We start from the raw sequence: 15,601 nt of genomic DNA on the forward strand, positions 1-15,601 counted from the left end.
TTTCTCGGAACTTTTTTATCTAAATAAGTTTAAACAGGTTTAATAATTAAAATGAATTTTACAAAAGATTTTCCCAACTTGTTTCAGTTTTTTGGAGGTTATTTTCCTGATGCTGATTTTGAACAATTAACCGATGAGGATATTGTATCAGAATATGTTTTGGAGCATTTATCAAATAATAATTACCAGAAAATACAGGGGTTATTAGTAGATATTAATGAACTAATGGATAATATTGATAATTATTGGGAAGAAGTTGGGGATGAAGTAAATCGGTATTTTAAAAATTCTGATGAGGCACTTAAATGGTTAATTATAATTAGACAAGAATTAAGTAAAAACGGATAGCGGGTTATTGAGCATGGCAATCTAATCCGGGTTATCACAAAGGAGAAAATTATTGGGATAGGGCTTTTAGGGTAATGGCTTACAGTAGCATGGAAGCTAGAAGGGATTTTTCTATTGGTGGAAATCGTGCGACGGATTTGATTGAATTTGTTGTAAAAGCACAAGAAATTTATAGGGCTACAGATAATTCTTAGGAAAATCAAATTGCTCAAGAAACGGGATATATTATGAGTGCTGCTGCAAGATTTCATTTTCTAGTGATGAGTCGGTAATATCAAATTTTGGGAAAACTAAAGATAAAGTAAGTATTAGTAAACTAAAAAAGCAGACCTTTGGCGGCGAGGCAGAAGTTTTTATTTTCCATATGATTAAAGCTAAAATAGTACTATATGATTAAAATAATTGAAACAGAAAATACAGAATTTACTTATTGGGATAATTTTAACTATAAAATTAATGATAGCATATTGGTGTCAAATGATGCTAAGAAATATATATATCCTAATGAGCTCATGAAAATATGTCGCCCGGTTTTTACTAAATATTATAAAAAGGGTATGTTTATGCTAGACTATCTTTTTTGGATTGACAATATTGATATTCGTGATATAGATCTTAAAGTTAAAAACAATACATTTTACGATATAGATTTTGAAAGATCAATTAAGACGTATTTTTTGAATAATTTAAAATGTCTCCAATGTGGAAAAATATATAGAGGTGCCTTATCAGTTGATCCAGTATTAATATATCCTAAAAATTTTAAACTGGGAGACATAAAGTTGAAAATGATTAATGACGAAAATAAAATCATTAAATGTCATGAATGTGGAAATGCTTTTACAAGTAAGGTTTTACATATTTCTTTAAATTAAAAAAATTATGAACTTTACAAAAGATTTTCCCCTCGCTGCCGCACGAATCCTCTCGTGTGGTAGTTGGGTTTTATTCCAAAGCTATTAATGTTGGAAACTTCTGCGATGCATGGACTCAGTTTTTGGTAGAATAATGTATGGTTGGCTATACACCTCCAGAAATATTGAAATCTGAAATGTACTGGATTCATCCTGACCATTTTAGTGGAGCTTCCATGTTGGTAACTGCCGAATTTAAAACAATAGAATAATTGCATTTCTTATGAGATCTCATATTTGGATGGAGGTGAGAAAAATCTTAAAACTTCCGTTTTTCATGTTTTTATAGCAGATTTTCCTTTCAAAGTTTTATTTTTTTAGTCTTGCTGAATAAGATGCTTTAGGTCAGGATCATTTTCAATTCGTTCTATTTCCTTTTTTACAATAGATAAAATGTCTGACTTGATTTTCTGGTAATTTGCATGTATTTCTTTTTTCATCGTATTTTTTCCAAACTCATTTTCAAAATTCATTATCTGGGGGATTTTCTGATATGATTTTGTTTCTGAAGCTACTCTTTCATTATCTACAACGATTTCTGAGTGGAAAATTTTCTGTTCAATGCGCTCATCAAAATTGTCTGAAACAGCTCCTACAAACATTCCCTGTGTTAGGGTAGAAATTTTAGAAGCTGGTATTAAACTGTCTAACTGTGTTGAGATAGAGGTGGAAGTATCGTTTCTATTAATGCTTAAGCTTTGTCGTTTTTGAAGTACTTTCCCAAATCTTTCAGAAAGATTTTTGGCAGTTTCTCCAACAACCTGTCCACTGAAAATATTTCCTACCGTGTTTTGAATGACCTTGCTCTCTTTATCTCCGTAATCACGAATTAGTTGTGAATAATCTTGAAATCCTAAACAAACAGCGACCTTATTACTTCTGGCTGTAGCAATAAGATTGTCTAGTCCCCAAAAATAAATGGTTGCCAACTCATCAATAATAACTGAACTTTTTAACCGCCCTCTTTTATTAATGAGTTTTACAATTCTGGAGTTGTATAAACCCAATGCGGCAGAATAAATGTTTTGTCGATCCGGATTGTTTCCCACGCAAAGTATTTTGGGTTCTTTTGGATTATTAATATCCAATGTGAAATCATCTCCTGTCATCACCCAATAAAGTTGTGGAGAAATCATCCTTGATAAAGGAATTTTCGCAGAAGCAATCTGACCCTGCAGTTGATCTTGTGCACCTCCTTGCCATGCATCCATAAAAGGAGAGAGGTAATTTTCTAAATCAGGATAGGTCGTTAAAATAGTAAATACATCAGCGTATTTTTTGTTTAAAAGTTCAATAGCGTGTGGAAATGTACAATATTTTCCATTGTCGTAAATCTTTAAAAACCAAATAATAGCAGCCAATAATATAATTGGACTCTCAACGAAAAAATCACCTTGCTTCTGAATCCAGCTTCTGTTGAGATTTAGCATGATGGTGTAGGCTGCTTCATAAGCATCAGAAATATCCGTCATGAAATCGGGGGTTAAAAGATTGCAACGATGGCTTTTGCTGGGGTCATCGAAATTGATAACATAAAATTTTGGTTTTACTTTGTATTTGTCTGTATGTTTAAGTAAATGGTTATATGCTATCGTTGATAGATCATCAAACTTGAAATCATAGATGTACATTGAGAAGCCTTTTTCAATATGTTGCTTTATGTAATTATTGATAATTGCATAAGACTTGCCGGAACCAAGTGTGCCTAAGACAATAGTCGCTCGAAAAGGATTTACAACATTAATCCATCCATCATTCCATTGACCTTTATAATAAAATTTTGTAGGAAGGTTTACTGAATATTCATTCTGCATTAGTTTTATCTCTTGTTGAACTCTCGTTTTCATTATTGAAAACATCTTCCATCAGATTAGTTCTTAAAAGACGGCTGATCCAAACACCAGACATCATTAAGCTGATGTAACCACAAGATATGGTTATTAAGTAGAAATAAATAGAATATTTGAAATAGGAATTTAGTATTAAACCGTTAAAAAAGAAAAGTAATACGCCAATTAGTAAAGTAATATTTATCTTTTTCCATGTAATTTTTTCATTTTTGACACCTTTCGTTCCCCAGCAGCTTAATGCCAAAAGAACTACTGCAAAGATTTTAGTGTATAACGGATGAGAAAACAATCCTGCTGTTTTCTGAAAATTCGATAATATCGTATTAACAATCTCTAAAATCCATCCATGCTCTAAAAAGAAGGTATAACAAAACCAATAAAAATGCATTATGACCAGTATAATACTTACTGCTCTCATGAATCCCATAATTTTAGCTAATCCTCTCAAATCATCTTCTCCCTGCATAATTTCTATTTTAAATTATTAAGGTCGAAAGTAATCTTGTACAGTTGAACTTTTTAAAATCGTCGTTTATTGGCTCCTATTATCTTTTTCTGCAGGGTAAATATTCAGGTTCATCAAGTTTTAGTAGATCGTAAATAAAATATTCGAAACATCATCCCTTTATTTTATAAATGGCAAGAACAAGATTAGAGAAAAAGTAGTTGTCCTGATCTTATCTACAAATTACAATAGATGGCAAGGCTGCTGAGATTTCTTGAAGAGGTAAATTTTTAAGCTTGTACTTTCATTCCTATGCTTGTTGAGATATGTCTTTTACTGAAACTGAAATTTCCCCCTTGTACAATTTTAATTTTTTCTAAATGATTATCAAACCATAACATTGATTAGAGTTTTTAAGAAAAAGTATGCAAGTCTCAATATTCGTTTCATCTTAACCAAATATTTCTCATATATATGAGAAAATATTTATATTTAAACAAAAATTTATTTCTAAGCTAATTCTAATTTATATGATTTATTCCCGTTTTCGTGATGAATTCCAATTTTTATAATGGAGAAAAATAAAGACAATATAAATTCTTTATTAAAGGAAATACTCTTTTTAATATCTCTAAAGTTGAAGATTTAACTAATAAAAAACCATGAAAATCAAATCATACTTATGCCTCTTATTTGTAGTGATAAGTTCTATTGCAATATCTGGACAAAAAGCGAGCACGGCAGTTCAATTTTTAAGCTATTATAACAACTATCAAAAAAAAGAATTAGCCAATATTATACCCCCCTTGATTTTAAATTCAAAAGAGAATTTTCAAAGGTAATTATGTAGATCTTGATTGGGTACAGCATAATGGATTCTATACAGATTCCTCAAATGGCTCCGTTTTTTTAACCCAGAGGCTTATCTTAAAAAATTGAATTTGACGAAAAACAAATACTAATTATGATATTAAAAATTAAATTATTTGATTATATCGAATGGGTAGAAATAGTAGCATTTATCATTGGTAATATTGTAGTGCTTTTACAAAATGAAAACAAGCTTTGGGAATATTTTGTTTATAATTGAGATTTAATACTCACTAAAAAAATCAATTCAGATCTTTGAGGAAATTATTATCCGGGAAAATTAAAAATAGCGAATGAAAATATAGTGGAATACCTTTTTTATGATACAAAAGGATTGAAGAATAATGCTATGGTAAATTAGTTTGAACGTAATCCGAAAAGTTATTATAGACTAGAAATTTATTTAATACTTAAAAACAGTTACAATGTCATCACTCTACAAAGTTAGTGCTATACAACGCCAAGAATCAAAAATTCAAATTAGTGTTCAGGTTATTCATCCCGATAGCAATTACATTAATGATTCGCCAGGATTTGCGTTAATGTTACTTTATCATAATGTAGACAACAATTCTCCTATAAAAAAGGAAGTTGATTTTGATGATACCCTTGATGAAGTGTGGATGAAAGAAAACGCCTATGCTTTTATTGATTCGGTAGATCTGAAAATGGGTAAACCAAATAAAAAAGGATGGAAAAATGGGGTTCTGGACATTACGGTAACACATCCTGCATGGTTAGAACATCTAAAAGATATTAATCATTGGGATTCAGCTGCGTGTGACCCGACAGATGATTATATTATCTGCGAACCCAGATTTCAGTTGAAAAAGAACCTTTTTCTATTTCTTCTGATTCAGAAGTGATTTCGAAAGAAGGTTTAATGCCCGTTTGGAAATACATTATATCGGATTTGCTTAGAAGTGAAAAAGATATTATATGGTTTCCCGCGCTTGGTGAGAAATATTATAAAGCTTCAGATATCGTTATCAAAGATTTGTCTGACGAGAATTTAAAAAAATGGGAAGGAGCTCTTGTGAGCACCGCAGAATCGTTTGGTGTTCTGTTAAAACGTTATACGGACTGGGGAATTATAAGTTGTGGTAATGGAAGTATGGGATCATCACATATTGATGGGGAAATGAACCAAATGATTTTGAATACAAGAAAAAAGAATGGTTATCCTCGCTCTCCGGAGTCTCTTTTGCGTTGGAGTCGTCCTACTGTTTATGAAACAGTAATCAATGATGATACTATTTCTTTCAAAGTAATGACTTTGAGCGAGGATGATGACCGCATAGCTTTAACATCAAAAATGAGCGCATTAGAATTTTTGCTGAAACCATTCGAGTACTTTTTTGGTGATGAATACAAAGGAGAAGGACCTTTGTGTGAGAAAATGAATGCCCTGATAAAAGAAAAAAATATTGACAGGACTATAAGTATTTATCTTAGCCACAAAGAGATAGCCGAACAGTTTATTGTGAGTTCAAGGATAGAAAAAATTAGGGATGTACCATATCCGGACTTGTACAAATTGAGCAATGAAGAAATAATGAATCTGTATTGTTTTGAAAAATGGCCAGCTTATGAAATATCGGTTACCATGACAGATGCAAAATGGCTGGAGCAATACCCGAAAATTCCTTTTTCTCATATTTTTAACAGATATGAATAAATAGCTAAAACCGAAAATATATTTAATGATGAATTTAACCCATTATTTTGCCAATGCAATAGACATAGATGGAAATGAAATAGAAATTCCTGTAAATGAAGAAGGAATAGTGCAAATTTGGAGCACAAAAAAACTAAAAAATGAAATATAACGATGACATGACAATAGAAGAACTTTTAAAAAGATCTTCTAAAAAAAGTCTTTTGAAAAGAATTCTTCAGTTTTTCAAAAAAAGCCAATATCCTATGAAAAAGCGCTAAAAAATCCCTTGAAGCATAGTAGGCTTGATCTGAGAGGTCTGGGCTTAAAAGAACTTCCTGAAAGCATTGGGGAATTTAAAAATCTAATCTTTCTGTACTTGGATAATAACGAGCTTACAAGCCTGCCTGATTCCATTGGTAACTTAACCAAATTGGAAGTGCTGTCGCTGAAACATAATCAATTGACACATCTTCCGGATTCCATTGGTAAATTAACCAAAGTGGATATGTTATGGTTATCAAATAATCAGTTGACACATCTGCCGGAGACGATCGGTAATTTGACGGCGCTTAACTACATTAAATTGGATAATAACCAGCTGATAAACCTTCCCGATAGCATTTGTTTTCTGAAAAAAGTAGTAAGTTTTGACGCTTCGGGTAATAAGCTCACCCAGCTACCGGAATTGTTTGGCGAAATGTCTTACATTCAGGTGCTCAGTTTGTACAACAATCAACTGACCTGTTTACCGGACTCTATCGGAAACCTGAAAGAAAATGTGGTCTATTTTAATATCAGCAACAATCGTCTGAAAACTTTACCCAAAACCTTGCATAAAGTAGTATTTGAAGACATATACCTCAACAACAATGAGCTGGAAACATTAGGGACATTAGGAGAAGGAAGATATAGAATCGAGCAGCTACATCTTAATGGCAATAATCTCTCTTCCTTACCCGAAGCGTTGTTAGAAAGGTCGTGGCACTCTATCAGTGCAGAAAAAAATCCCTTTACTCCGGAGCAAAGGACAGAACTGCAAAAAAGAGTTGCAGGTATGCGAGTCTGAGAAACGGAATAGAACTGTTTTAAAAATAACATACAAAAAGCAATTAAATTATTTTGTAGATTGTAAAAAAAACTAATGATCTTTAAAAAAATGGACATCGAAAATCAACGAAAACTGAAATCACAAATTACATCAGGTAATACAATAGATGCTATTCAGGAATTACAGCAATTAGAAGACCTCAGTATGTTTATGGATGGAAGAACCGCTTTGGGGTACGCTGTTTCGTACAACAATATTGAAGTCGCTAAATTTTTATTAAAAAATGGAGCAAATCCCGATTTGAGCGAAATAAAACCAGATACCTTCACTCCACTCATGTGGGCAGCAGAAGGAAATGATCTTGAAATGATACAACTTTTGTTGGAACATGGGGCTGATGTTCGTCGTAAAAACAAGTACAATAATGCTACAGCTTTATGGAAAACCGTTATACCAGGTAGTTTGGAAGCTGCTAAGTTATTAGTGAGCGCAGGTGCAAATCCGTTTGAAGAAATAGCTGCAGGGAAAAGTATCTATGATGCAGTAAAAGAAATCAATGCAAATGAGTTTGTTGAATACTTTGAAAGTGTGAAAAGAGGTTTTGAAAAATAGCGGTATAAATAAGTATAAAAAAATGAAGTGGTTTCAAATAAATACATTAAGATAACAATGACAATAACATCCACACATCCTCAACTTTCCATTGAAACAATAACTGAATGGGAAAATAAAAATATCCCGATTCCAGACCCATACAAGACATTTTTACTGAATAATAATGGTGGCGGTACCGGTGATAAAAACACATTTAAGGTTCCCAAAATGAGAGGTGAATTTGGATTTCATGAGTTCTTTGGTATTCACGAAGGATTGGGCGGTTTAGATTATATTCAAGCCACATATACCAAAAGAAAACGTTTTCCTGCGCATTATTTTGCCATTGCTTCTGATGTGGCTGGTAATATTATTTTAATGGGACAAAATGAGAAAAAATTTGGACAAATATTTTTCTGGTATCACGAAGGTGAAGTAAGTGAAAATGAAAAACCTTGGGAGAAAAACATTTATAAGATAGCAAAAAACCTGAAGGATTTTATGGATAATCTTTATGAAGAAGAAATAATAGAAAATGAAGATGATCTCTTAACTCTTTTTGGAAGAGAAAATAGTCAAAAACAATTGGCTCTGATTAATAGTGGTTGGGATGTAAATGAAAAATTAGATATTTCTTCACAGACAGCTTTGGAACGGGTTGCCCAGTTCGGAAACGATATTTCTGTCTTAGAAGCATTATTACATAAAGGGGCAAATATGGGGAAAGTGATGGAACAGGTGCTCTGGAACCGTACAGATTCAGCTGTAATTTTTGCCAAAATACTACTTGATGCCGGTGCAGATCCTGATTATTCGGATGAAAAAGCAAGAGAAGATAAAAATACATTATTGGGATCGGCAGTAAATCAGCCAATGCCTCAAATAGAAATAGCAAAACTGCTTATTCATTATGGAGCGGACGTAGCCTTAGAAGATGATTATGGATGGACAGCATTAAAGGTAGCACAACGCACGTTGGAAAATGGTGTTCCTGAAATGCAGGAAGTCATCGATTTAATCAACGGAAAATTACAGAATAATGATGCAGAATAAAATAATACTTCCTTTCTTCACAGACGAAAAATTTGCAGGAAAACCACTCACACTTGTAAATTGTATTGCGTTCTTAGCCCACAGAGATGGCAGTCATCTGTTATTGATGTCTCATTTTGCAGAATTATATCTGTTTAAATATTCAAATGATTTTGTTTTTGAAAAGGAAATTCCGGTAAAAGAGGTTTTAAACGGATTCAGACATTTCAATGAATCACGTGAGTTTGCACTGAGCGAAAGTGCTTCAGGACAGATCATTATTTCAGGCGATGCCAATCGTTGTTTTATTATTGACGAAGATGGAAACATAGATCCGGCTTCGTACACTACAACTGTTGTCAATTTACATGGAGATGCAAACGCTCTTTTTCCGCAAAAGCAGGAAGCAGCCGCTAAAAATTTGTATTGCAATGCAACGTTATTGCCACAATCCAATAAATTGGTTGCTTTAGTAGACAGTGAAATGGGTTTTGGGTCAATTGAGGGTAAAAGACGTGGAGACTTTATCGTGATTTCGGATGCACCTTTTGATGATGCAAGACAACGTCCCCGTTTGAAACTGTTGGCAGCATTGAATAAAAGACCAAGTGCAATGTACACAACGGATTTCCCGGGAATTGAACTTAAAAATGATACAACCATTTATCGTGATGATACTTTTGGAGATAATTTAATTGCTGCAATCGAGATCAATAATAAAAAAATGGTCTTTTTCGATCCGTGGATTGGTAATACTTATCCGCTTACCGAATCGTTGTTACTAGTACCTGTGTATGATAGATTTAAACGTTTGAGTGCTGATACTTGTTTTTTGTTATTGAACATTGATGGAGTAGTGGAAGGGCAATTGCAGGACATTGAGCCGAAAAATCTCAAGCTGAGTAAGTTGGAAGAATTTCATTTTGCCGTGAATCATCAGGAACAAATCATTTATTTCAAAGGAGAAAATACAATTTATTTATTTGGATTTGATGGTGCTTGTTTAGATAAAATTATATTGGAAGGAGCTACAAAATCGCTGGTAGCATTTCGATTAATTGGACATACAAGCCAAGGCAATTTACTGTTTTTCGACAGAAAGAATTTTCACTTTTTGCAATTATCTCCATTAAAACCTTTAGATGGCAACAATGTAATAATTATTGAAAATGCACTGACAGCTTATAAAAAGCACAAACTGCCAAAACCTAAAGTATCGGTAAAAAAGGTAAAAGATGACAAACATATTTACTTACATAAAATAGACGCACCTGAAGTTATAAATTCGAATTTTATAAGGAAGCAAAAGCGATATCCTGAAAATTTAAAAGACGCAAAAGAAATCTTTAGATTTTTATTTTACGTTTATAGAGATTTTTCAGAATTTTTGCAAATGTCTGTTTTGGAAAAACCAGAATTATCCCAACAAAAATATTGGTTTACCTACGGACTCAACTGTATTAGCGAGTTTTGTCGCTTAATTCATTTTAAAGGGGAAACCAGAGAAGCTACGATAGATGATAGTGGAACTTTTGAAATCAAGATAGAATCCGGCGGTGAATATGTTGATGTCATCAATGTATTGTACTGGGCAATCATTGCCCGTGATGCGGAAAAGCAAAAAATCATTGCCAATAGTCCAATAAAAAATTGGATATACAGAGAAGAAGATTGGGACAAAAATACGTTTGGGACTTGTTTTTTAAGACTGATAAAAGAATATTATCTCACAGGAAATTTTAATACTTCTTTGTATGACGCGGCAAAAGCTGATTTGGAAAAATACAAATCTTCACTTGGACCGGATGTGAAACAGAAATTTGGATGGTATCTGAGAAGCCGATTTCTAAATGCTTTTAAAAGTCTGATAGATAATAATGAAGCCGAATTTCATATCAATTTTGCATTAGCACTTCACGCTCACAAAGAAGTTTGGAGTCAGAAAAAAGCATTGAACCGTGGCGGAACTCCATTGTGCAGAGAGAATGAAGGCTTTTTAGCTTGGGATTGTACTGTTTTAGCGGTTATGGCTTATGATAAAGGCTGGAAACTGGAAATTACGTCCGATTATGTTCCGCAATTTATGGTGGATGGAAGTATTAATTTGAAATAAAAAGAGTATGATTTTTACAATGATAATTAAAGAACAATTGACTGCAGTTTTAAAAGAAGGAAATGTTGATTTATTTCAAAAGAATGAATTTGGCAATACACCACTTCATGTTGCATGTAATCCTATTTATGATACTAATGTTGAAATTATTAAATTACTTTTAAAGTATCCGTTAGACATTAATTCACGGGGATTAGATGACGTTACTCCATTAATGTATGCTATTATGAAAAGAGATATTACAGTTGTTAATATTTTGATTGAAAATGGAGCCGATGTAAACATTCCAAATAAATATGGCAAAACACCGCTAATGGTTGCTGTGGATATGTTTAAAGATGACGATGCCATTATAAAATTATTATTAGAAAACGGGGCTGATCCGTATCAGAAAAATAATTACGGAGTTTCAGTTTATAAATTATTAGAAATGCCAAGGAACGAGTCAATAAGACATTTATTTCCGCTGGAGAAATAACCTTTAAAAAATAGGACAGACGTCAAAGATTAAACCTAAGATTTAGAAGAAAATCTGCGATATCAGGTAGCAAAAAAAATAATAAATCTAATGTCGGTTAGCTACACTTGTATCGTAGGGTAGAGAAGGTTTTAAATAGTTTTTTTTAATATTAAATAATGAAAAGAATAACGTATTATAGTATTCAAAATGTCACAGAAAGTGAAAAAGTGGGTTGTTGGCCTCAATTGGAACCACCCAAACGATATTGGAAAGTAAAGAATAATTATGATGATGTATTGGATTACAGAAAATTTCCGGAAGTAACACCCAATCTTGATAATTTTACATTAAAAAGCATAGCTAAACGGACAGATGTATTAAGTGCGGAAATGCAGGGTGTCGGTGGGAGGATAGGAATGTTTGTAAGTGAAAAATTCAAGGGTCTTGTGGAAAATTATACGTTAAGGGATTTTCGATTTTACGATTGTAAGCTTATTTCTTCTTTCGACGAAAATTTTAATAAAAGAGAAAATTCGGAATTATTTCATTTTAATTATCTGAATTTCATACATCCCACAGATATCATAGATTTTAAGCATTCGGTATTTGAAGACTTAAAAATAAATGAAATGGTTACGATAGAAAATGAAGAAGAGCGGACAATGTTTTTATACCCCAGAAAAACTAATACTAAAAGAAACGCCTGATTTATTTTGTTCTCCATATAATGTCAATATTCTTGTTTCCGAACGCCTTAAAGCTGCTATAGAAGAAGCAGGTATTACAGGTGTTTCATTGTTTGTGAATTTTATACTGTTGGGTAAAAGTATCCATTAACAATTAATTAGTTTATGAAATATTACAGCATAACACAAGAAACTGATTCAAAGATAATTGGTATATATCCTCAGGTAAAAGAATTAAAAATCCCTTTTCATGAAGCTAGAGCTTCACAATGGGGTAAAATAAGTCAATGGAAAACCATTGATGATGTTCCGGAGCTCAATCATTTTATATTACACTATAACTCGAGACTTTCAGATTTAGTTTCTAATAATTTTGTTATTGTCTCAAGCGGTCTATTCATAAGCGAAAAATGTTATCAGATTTTGAAGCCCTTTACTATAAATGGGAATTTTCATCCAATGACTATTTTTAGGAAAGAAACAGCTCATCCATACAGTTTTCTTTGGTATGAGTACGGAGCAAAAAGTAAAATAGATTTAAAAAAATCAACATTTATAGAACATAACGATATCATTGAAAAGACAGGTGAAATAATACCTGTAGAAGATTTTGAAGATTATAAAGCTAAATTTAGAAAACTACACGATGAAAAAAAAGAGAAAGGTGAAGTTGGCTGGGGTTTAAGACCAACAATTTTGAAAATAAATGAATACTTTGATATGACTCCTGCTTTTGGAATCGGTTTAATCTGTAACGAAAAAGTTAAGAATGCCATTGAAGAAAATAAACTTACAGGCTTTATATTCGAACAATTAGACATTGAAATTATTTTTGAATAAAAAATCTTTCACTGCACTAGATTGCATCGTGCGACTTTTTATAGAAACTGTTCATACTAAAAATTGAAGATTGGGAAACGAGTATATAAAATTCATCTAATTTTGATATCGAAAATTATGTGAATTTGTTTCTGTAAAAGCAATAATGAACTGGATAAACGAAACTATTTTTCACTGAATAAATATTTGAAAGAGAAATAATACTTTAATTTTCACAGCACCAAAATTTTATTTTAAGACTGACTCTAAGGAAAAATTAAATAAGAAATAGAAGTATATAGTAGTCAAAAAAAAACTCCATTCAAAACAAAAAAAGGAAACTTTTCTAATCTTAATGATCACCCGTAGACTATTCATTTTTCTGATTTTAAAACAAAGTATTGTACAAAACTCAGATAATAAGTAACTTAGCAAAAGTTCTTACTATAATTCCCTAAGAAATAAAACTTCAGTTAACGTTAGATATTTTCTTGTATGATGAAGCCATTCAATACCTAACATTGACTCTATAACGCCATACCCAGTTCAAGTATCCTCTCTCTTAGTATGTTAGATATCTACTATGGATTTCTAACATAAATGTATGAAGAGATGGAAAGAAATAATGATAAAAAAGACAACACTATTATCGAGAAAAATATTTTAACATTAGAACAGAAAAGAGAAGAAGAGAAAGAAGAATTGTTAAATAAACAGATTGTAAAAATAATTGTTTCGCTTACCTTAAAAGAATATTATGAAACGTGCGATAAGATATCTAAGATTCAGCCAATTGGGACAAAGTAATGGATCTATTGAAAGACAAGAGCTGTATACAGATCAATGGTTAGCATTTAATGATGTAACGTTAATTGATACATTTATTGACAGAGGTAAAAGTGCACGAACATTTGATCGTCCTGATTTTAACAAATTAAGAGAATTCATCACAAAACATCACAGCTCAGTAGATTATCTTTTGGTTGACCAACTTGATAGATTCAGTCGGGATGCTGGTGAAGCGATGAGCTTAGTGAAACTTTTACAACAAAAATACAATATCCAAATTGTTAGTGTTACGGAAGGTATTACCTTCGATTATAATACTCCCGGAAGTTTTTTTCGTGCAGGTCTTCAATTGCTTTTAGCTGAAGAAGATAACATTAACAGAAGCATAAAAGTAAAGGGTGGAATTTACACTGCAAAAGCAAAAGAAGGTCGTTTTGTATATAAAAACGCTCCTTTCGGCTATACAAAGCAAGGTGAAAGAAAAGATAGAAAACTAATAATCAATGAATCAGAAGCAAAAATAGTTCGCTTTATCTATAATTCATATCTAGGGGGTACACCACTTTATCTAATAAAAGAAAATGCTATTAGTATGGGTTTCAACAGAAAAGGCAACATGGCTGTGGAAAGGGTTTTTAACAAATCCCGTATATGCAGGCTTGTTGAACGTTAGATCATACAAAGAGTATGCTGGGGGACTATTTCCAGGAATTCATGAACCTATAATAAATTTGCTAACATGGAAAATTGTTCAGGAAAAAATGAAACGCCCTTTGAAGATTAAAACCATAATAGATGACAACATACCACTTAGAGGTGTATTAAAATGTCATTGTGGACAGCCTTTATCAGGAGCGCCGTCTCGAGGCAAAGCTGGTAGATACTATTATTATTATTATTATTATTATTATTATTATTATTATTATTATTATTATTATTATTATTATTATTATTATTATTATTATTATTATTATTATTATTATTATTATTATTATTATTATTATTATTATTATTATTATTATTATTATTATTATTATTATTATTATTATTATTATTATTATTATTATTATTATTATTATTATTATTATTATTATTATTATTATTATTATTATTATTATTATTATTATTATTATTATTATTATTATTATTATTATTATTATTATTATTATTATTATTATTATTATTATTATTATTATTATTATTATTATTATTATTATTATTATTATTATTATTATTATTATTATTATTATTATTATTATTATTATTATTATTATTATTATTATTATTATTATTATTATTATTATTATTATTATTATTATTATTATTATTATTATTATTATTATTATTATTATTATTATTATTATTATTATTATTATTATTATTATTATTATTATTATTATTATTATTATTATTATTATTATTATTATTATTATTATTATTATTATTATTATTATTATTATTATTATTATTATTATTATTATTATTATTATTATTATTATTATTATTATTATTATTATTATTATTATTATTATTATTATTATTATTATTATTATTATTATTATTATTATTATTATTATTATTATTATTATTATTATTATTATTATTATTATTATTATTATTATTATTATTATTATTATTATTATTATTATTATTATTATTATTATTATTATTATTATTATTATTATTATTATTATTATTATTATTATTATTATTATTATTATTATTATAAGTGCAAACATTCGAAGCATAATAATATAAGCGCAATAAAGTCACATGAGCAGTTTTTAAAAATCTGTGATCTCATGAGTTTGTCTACCGAAAATATCGAAAAAATTAAATTATCATGTAGAAAATCACTTGACTCAGAACTAAATGAAAATCAACTCGTTCTTAAAGAAAACCAAAAAAAAATATTAGAGGCTGAACAAAACTTATATTCAGTAGAAGATAAATGGATTAAGAATGAAATTACA

General features: G+C 30.5%; 15 protein-coding genes and 1 pseudogene. 14 read left to right on the forward strand and 2 right to left on the reverse strand.

From position 1 onward, the window contains the following. Positions 1 to 51: 51 nt before the first annotated feature. Both OF897_RS12380 and OF897_RS12385 read left to right on the forward strand, forming a co-directional pair. Positions 52 to 348: a hypothetical protein gene (locus OF897_RS12380; protein WP_267266001.1), complete on the forward strand. Its 297-nt coding sequence runs from the start codon at positions 52 to 54 to the stop codon at positions 346 to 348. Between the two features lie 389 nt (positions 349 to 737). After that, the gene (locus OF897_RS12385) at positions 738 to 1,223 is read left to right on the forward strand and encodes a hypothetical protein (RefSeq protein ID WP_267266002.1); all 486 of its coding nucleotides are present in this window, start codon (positions 738 to 740) and stop codon (positions 1,221 to 1,223) included. Between the two features lie 356 nt (positions 1,224 to 1,579). Here OF897_RS12385 and mobC read toward each other — a convergent pair. Continuing rightward, a pseudogene (mobC, locus tag OF897_RS12390) lies at positions 1,580 to 3,578 on the reverse strand (conjugal transfer protein MobC). A 1,274-nt stretch (positions 3,579 to 4,852) separates the two neighbouring features. On the opposite strand from mobC, the gene OF897_RS12395 reads away from it, so the two are divergent. The 12 genes from OF897_RS12395 to OF897_RS12450 all read left to right on the forward strand — a co-directional run bounded on the left by OF897_RS12395 (position 4,853) and on the right by OF897_RS12450 (position 14,301). Further along, positions 4,853 to 5,293, forward strand: a complete 441-nt coding sequence (locus OF897_RS12395) for a hypothetical protein (RefSeq protein WP_267266003.1) — start codon at positions 4,853 to 4,855, stop codon at positions 5,291 to 5,293. A 17-nt stretch (positions 5,294 to 5,310) separates the two neighbouring features. Next, positions 5,311 to 6,105, forward strand: coding sequence for a hypothetical protein (locus OF897_RS12400; RefSeq protein WP_267266004.1), 795 nt, complete (start codon positions 5,311 to 5,313; stop codon positions 6,103 to 6,105). 25 nt (positions 6,106 to 6,130) lie between these two features. Continuing rightward, entirely contained in the window at positions 6,131 to 6,256 is a 126-nt protein-coding gene (locus tag OF897_RS12405) for a hypothetical protein (RefSeq protein ID WP_267266005.1), read from the forward strand. Positions 6,257 to 6,373: 117 nt separating this feature from the next. Further along, positions 6,374 to 7,153: a leucine-rich repeat domain-containing protein gene (locus OF897_RS12410; protein ID WP_267266006.1), complete on the forward strand. Its 780-nt coding sequence runs from the start codon at positions 6,374 to 6,376 to the stop codon at positions 7,151 to 7,153. Between the two features lie 90 nt (positions 7,154 to 7,243). After that, positions 7,244 to 7,747, forward strand: a complete 504-nt coding sequence (locus OF897_RS12415; RefSeq protein WP_267266007.1) for an ankyrin repeat domain-containing protein — start codon at positions 7,244 to 7,246, stop codon at positions 7,745 to 7,747. A gap of 57 nt (positions 7,748 to 7,804) precedes the next feature. Next, positions 7,805 to 8,782: an SMI1/KNR4 family protein gene (locus tag OF897_RS12420; protein WP_267266008.1), complete on the forward strand. Its 978-nt coding sequence runs from the start codon at positions 7,805 to 7,807 to the stop codon at positions 8,780 to 8,782. Next, the gene (locus tag OF897_RS12425) at positions 8,769 to 10,874 is read left to right on the forward strand and encodes an Imm49 family immunity protein (protein ID WP_267266009.1); all 2,106 of its coding nucleotides are present in this window, start codon (positions 8,769 to 8,771) and stop codon (positions 10,872 to 10,874) included. Before OF897_RS12420 ends, OF897_RS12425 begins: the two co-directional genes overlap by 14 nt. Before the next feature lie 7 nt (positions 10,875 to 10,881). Continuing rightward, a complete protein-coding gene (locus OF897_RS12430; protein ID WP_267266010.1) occupies positions 10,882 to 11,352 on the forward strand; it encodes an ankyrin repeat domain-containing protein in 471 nt (156 codons plus the stop codon). Positions 11,353 to 11,510: 158 nt separating this feature from the next. Continuing rightward, positions 11,511 to 12,041, forward strand: coding sequence for a hypothetical protein (locus OF897_RS12435; protein ID WP_267266011.1), 531 nt, complete (start codon positions 11,511 to 11,513; stop codon positions 12,039 to 12,041). Positions 12,042 to 12,185: 144 nt separating this feature from the next. Then, entirely contained in the window at positions 12,186 to 12,860 is a 675-nt protein-coding gene (locus OF897_RS12440; protein ID WP_267266012.1) for a hypothetical protein, read from the forward strand. A 591-nt stretch (positions 12,861 to 13,451) separates the two neighbouring features. Further along, positions 13,452 to 13,646, forward strand: coding sequence for a hypothetical protein (locus OF897_RS12445; protein WP_267266013.1), 195 nt, complete (start codon positions 13,452 to 13,454; stop codon positions 13,644 to 13,646). Then, complete coding sequence (locus OF897_RS12450; protein ID WP_267266014.1) at positions 13,597 to 14,301, forward strand: recombinase family protein; 705 nt, start codon at positions 13,597 to 13,599, stop codon at positions 14,299 to 14,301. Before OF897_RS12445 ends, OF897_RS12450 begins: the two co-directional genes overlap by 50 nt. 137 nt (positions 14,302 to 14,438) lie before the next feature. On the opposite strand, the gene OF897_RS12455 is transcribed toward OF897_RS12450, so the two are convergent. Beyond that, entirely contained in the window at positions 14,439 to 15,401 is a 963-nt protein-coding gene (locus tag OF897_RS12455; protein WP_267266015.1) for a hypothetical protein, read from the reverse strand. Between the last annotated feature and the right edge of the window lie 200 nt (positions 15,402 to 15,601).

Source organism: Chryseobacterium formosum (assembly GCF_026460885.1).
GTDB lineage: Bacteria > Bacteroidota > Bacteroidia > Flavobacteriales > Weeksellaceae > Chryseobacterium > Chryseobacterium formosus.

Excerpts from the sequence above, each read along its gene's own strand:
- OF897_RS12380 (WP_267266001.1), top strand. The coding sequence starts at position 52 with ATGAATTTTACAAAAGATTTTCCCAACTTGTTTCAGTTTTTTGGAGGT.
- OF897_RS12385 (WP_267266002.1), top strand. The coding sequence starts at position 738 with ATGATTAAAATAATTGAAACAGAAAATACAGAATTTACTTATTGGGAT.
- OF897_RS12395 (WP_267266003.1), top strand. The coding sequence starts at position 4,853 with ATGTCATCACTCTACAAAGTTAGTGCTATACAACGCCAAGAATCAAAA.
- OF897_RS12400 (WP_267266004.1), top strand. The coding sequence starts at position 5,311 with ATGCCCGTTTGGAAATACATTATATCGGATTTGCTTAGAAGTGAAAAA.
- OF897_RS12405 (WP_267266005.1), top strand. The coding sequence starts at position 6,131 with ATGATGAATTTAACCCATTATTTTGCCAATGCAATAGACATAGATGGA.
- OF897_RS12415 (WP_267266007.1), top strand. The coding sequence starts at position 7,244 with ATGGACATCGAAAATCAACGAAAACTGAAATCACAAATTACATCAGGT.
- OF897_RS12420 (WP_267266008.1), top strand. The coding sequence starts at position 7,805 with ATGACAATAACATCCACACATCCTCAACTTTCCATTGAAACAATAACT.
- OF897_RS12425 (WP_267266009.1), top strand. The coding sequence starts at position 8,769 with ATGATGCAGAATAAAATAATACTTCCTTTCTTCACAGACGAAAAATTT.
- OF897_RS12430 (WP_267266010.1), top strand. The coding sequence starts at position 10,882 with ATGATTTTTACAATGATAATTAAAGAACAATTGACTGCAGTTTTAAAA.
- OF897_RS12435 (WP_267266011.1), top strand. The coding sequence starts at position 11,511 with ATGAAAAGAATAACGTATTATAGTATTCAAAATGTCACAGAAAGTGAA.
- OF897_RS12440 (WP_267266012.1), top strand. The coding sequence starts at position 12,186 with ATGAAATATTACAGCATAACACAAGAAACTGATTCAAAGATAATTGGT.
- OF897_RS12445 (WP_267266013.1), top strand. The coding sequence starts at position 13,452 with ATGGAAAGAAATAATGATAAAAAAGACAACACTATTATCGAGAAAAAT.
- OF897_RS12450 (WP_267266014.1), top strand. The coding sequence starts at position 13,597 with ATGAAACGTGCGATAAGATATCTAAGATTCAGCCAATTGGGACAAAGT.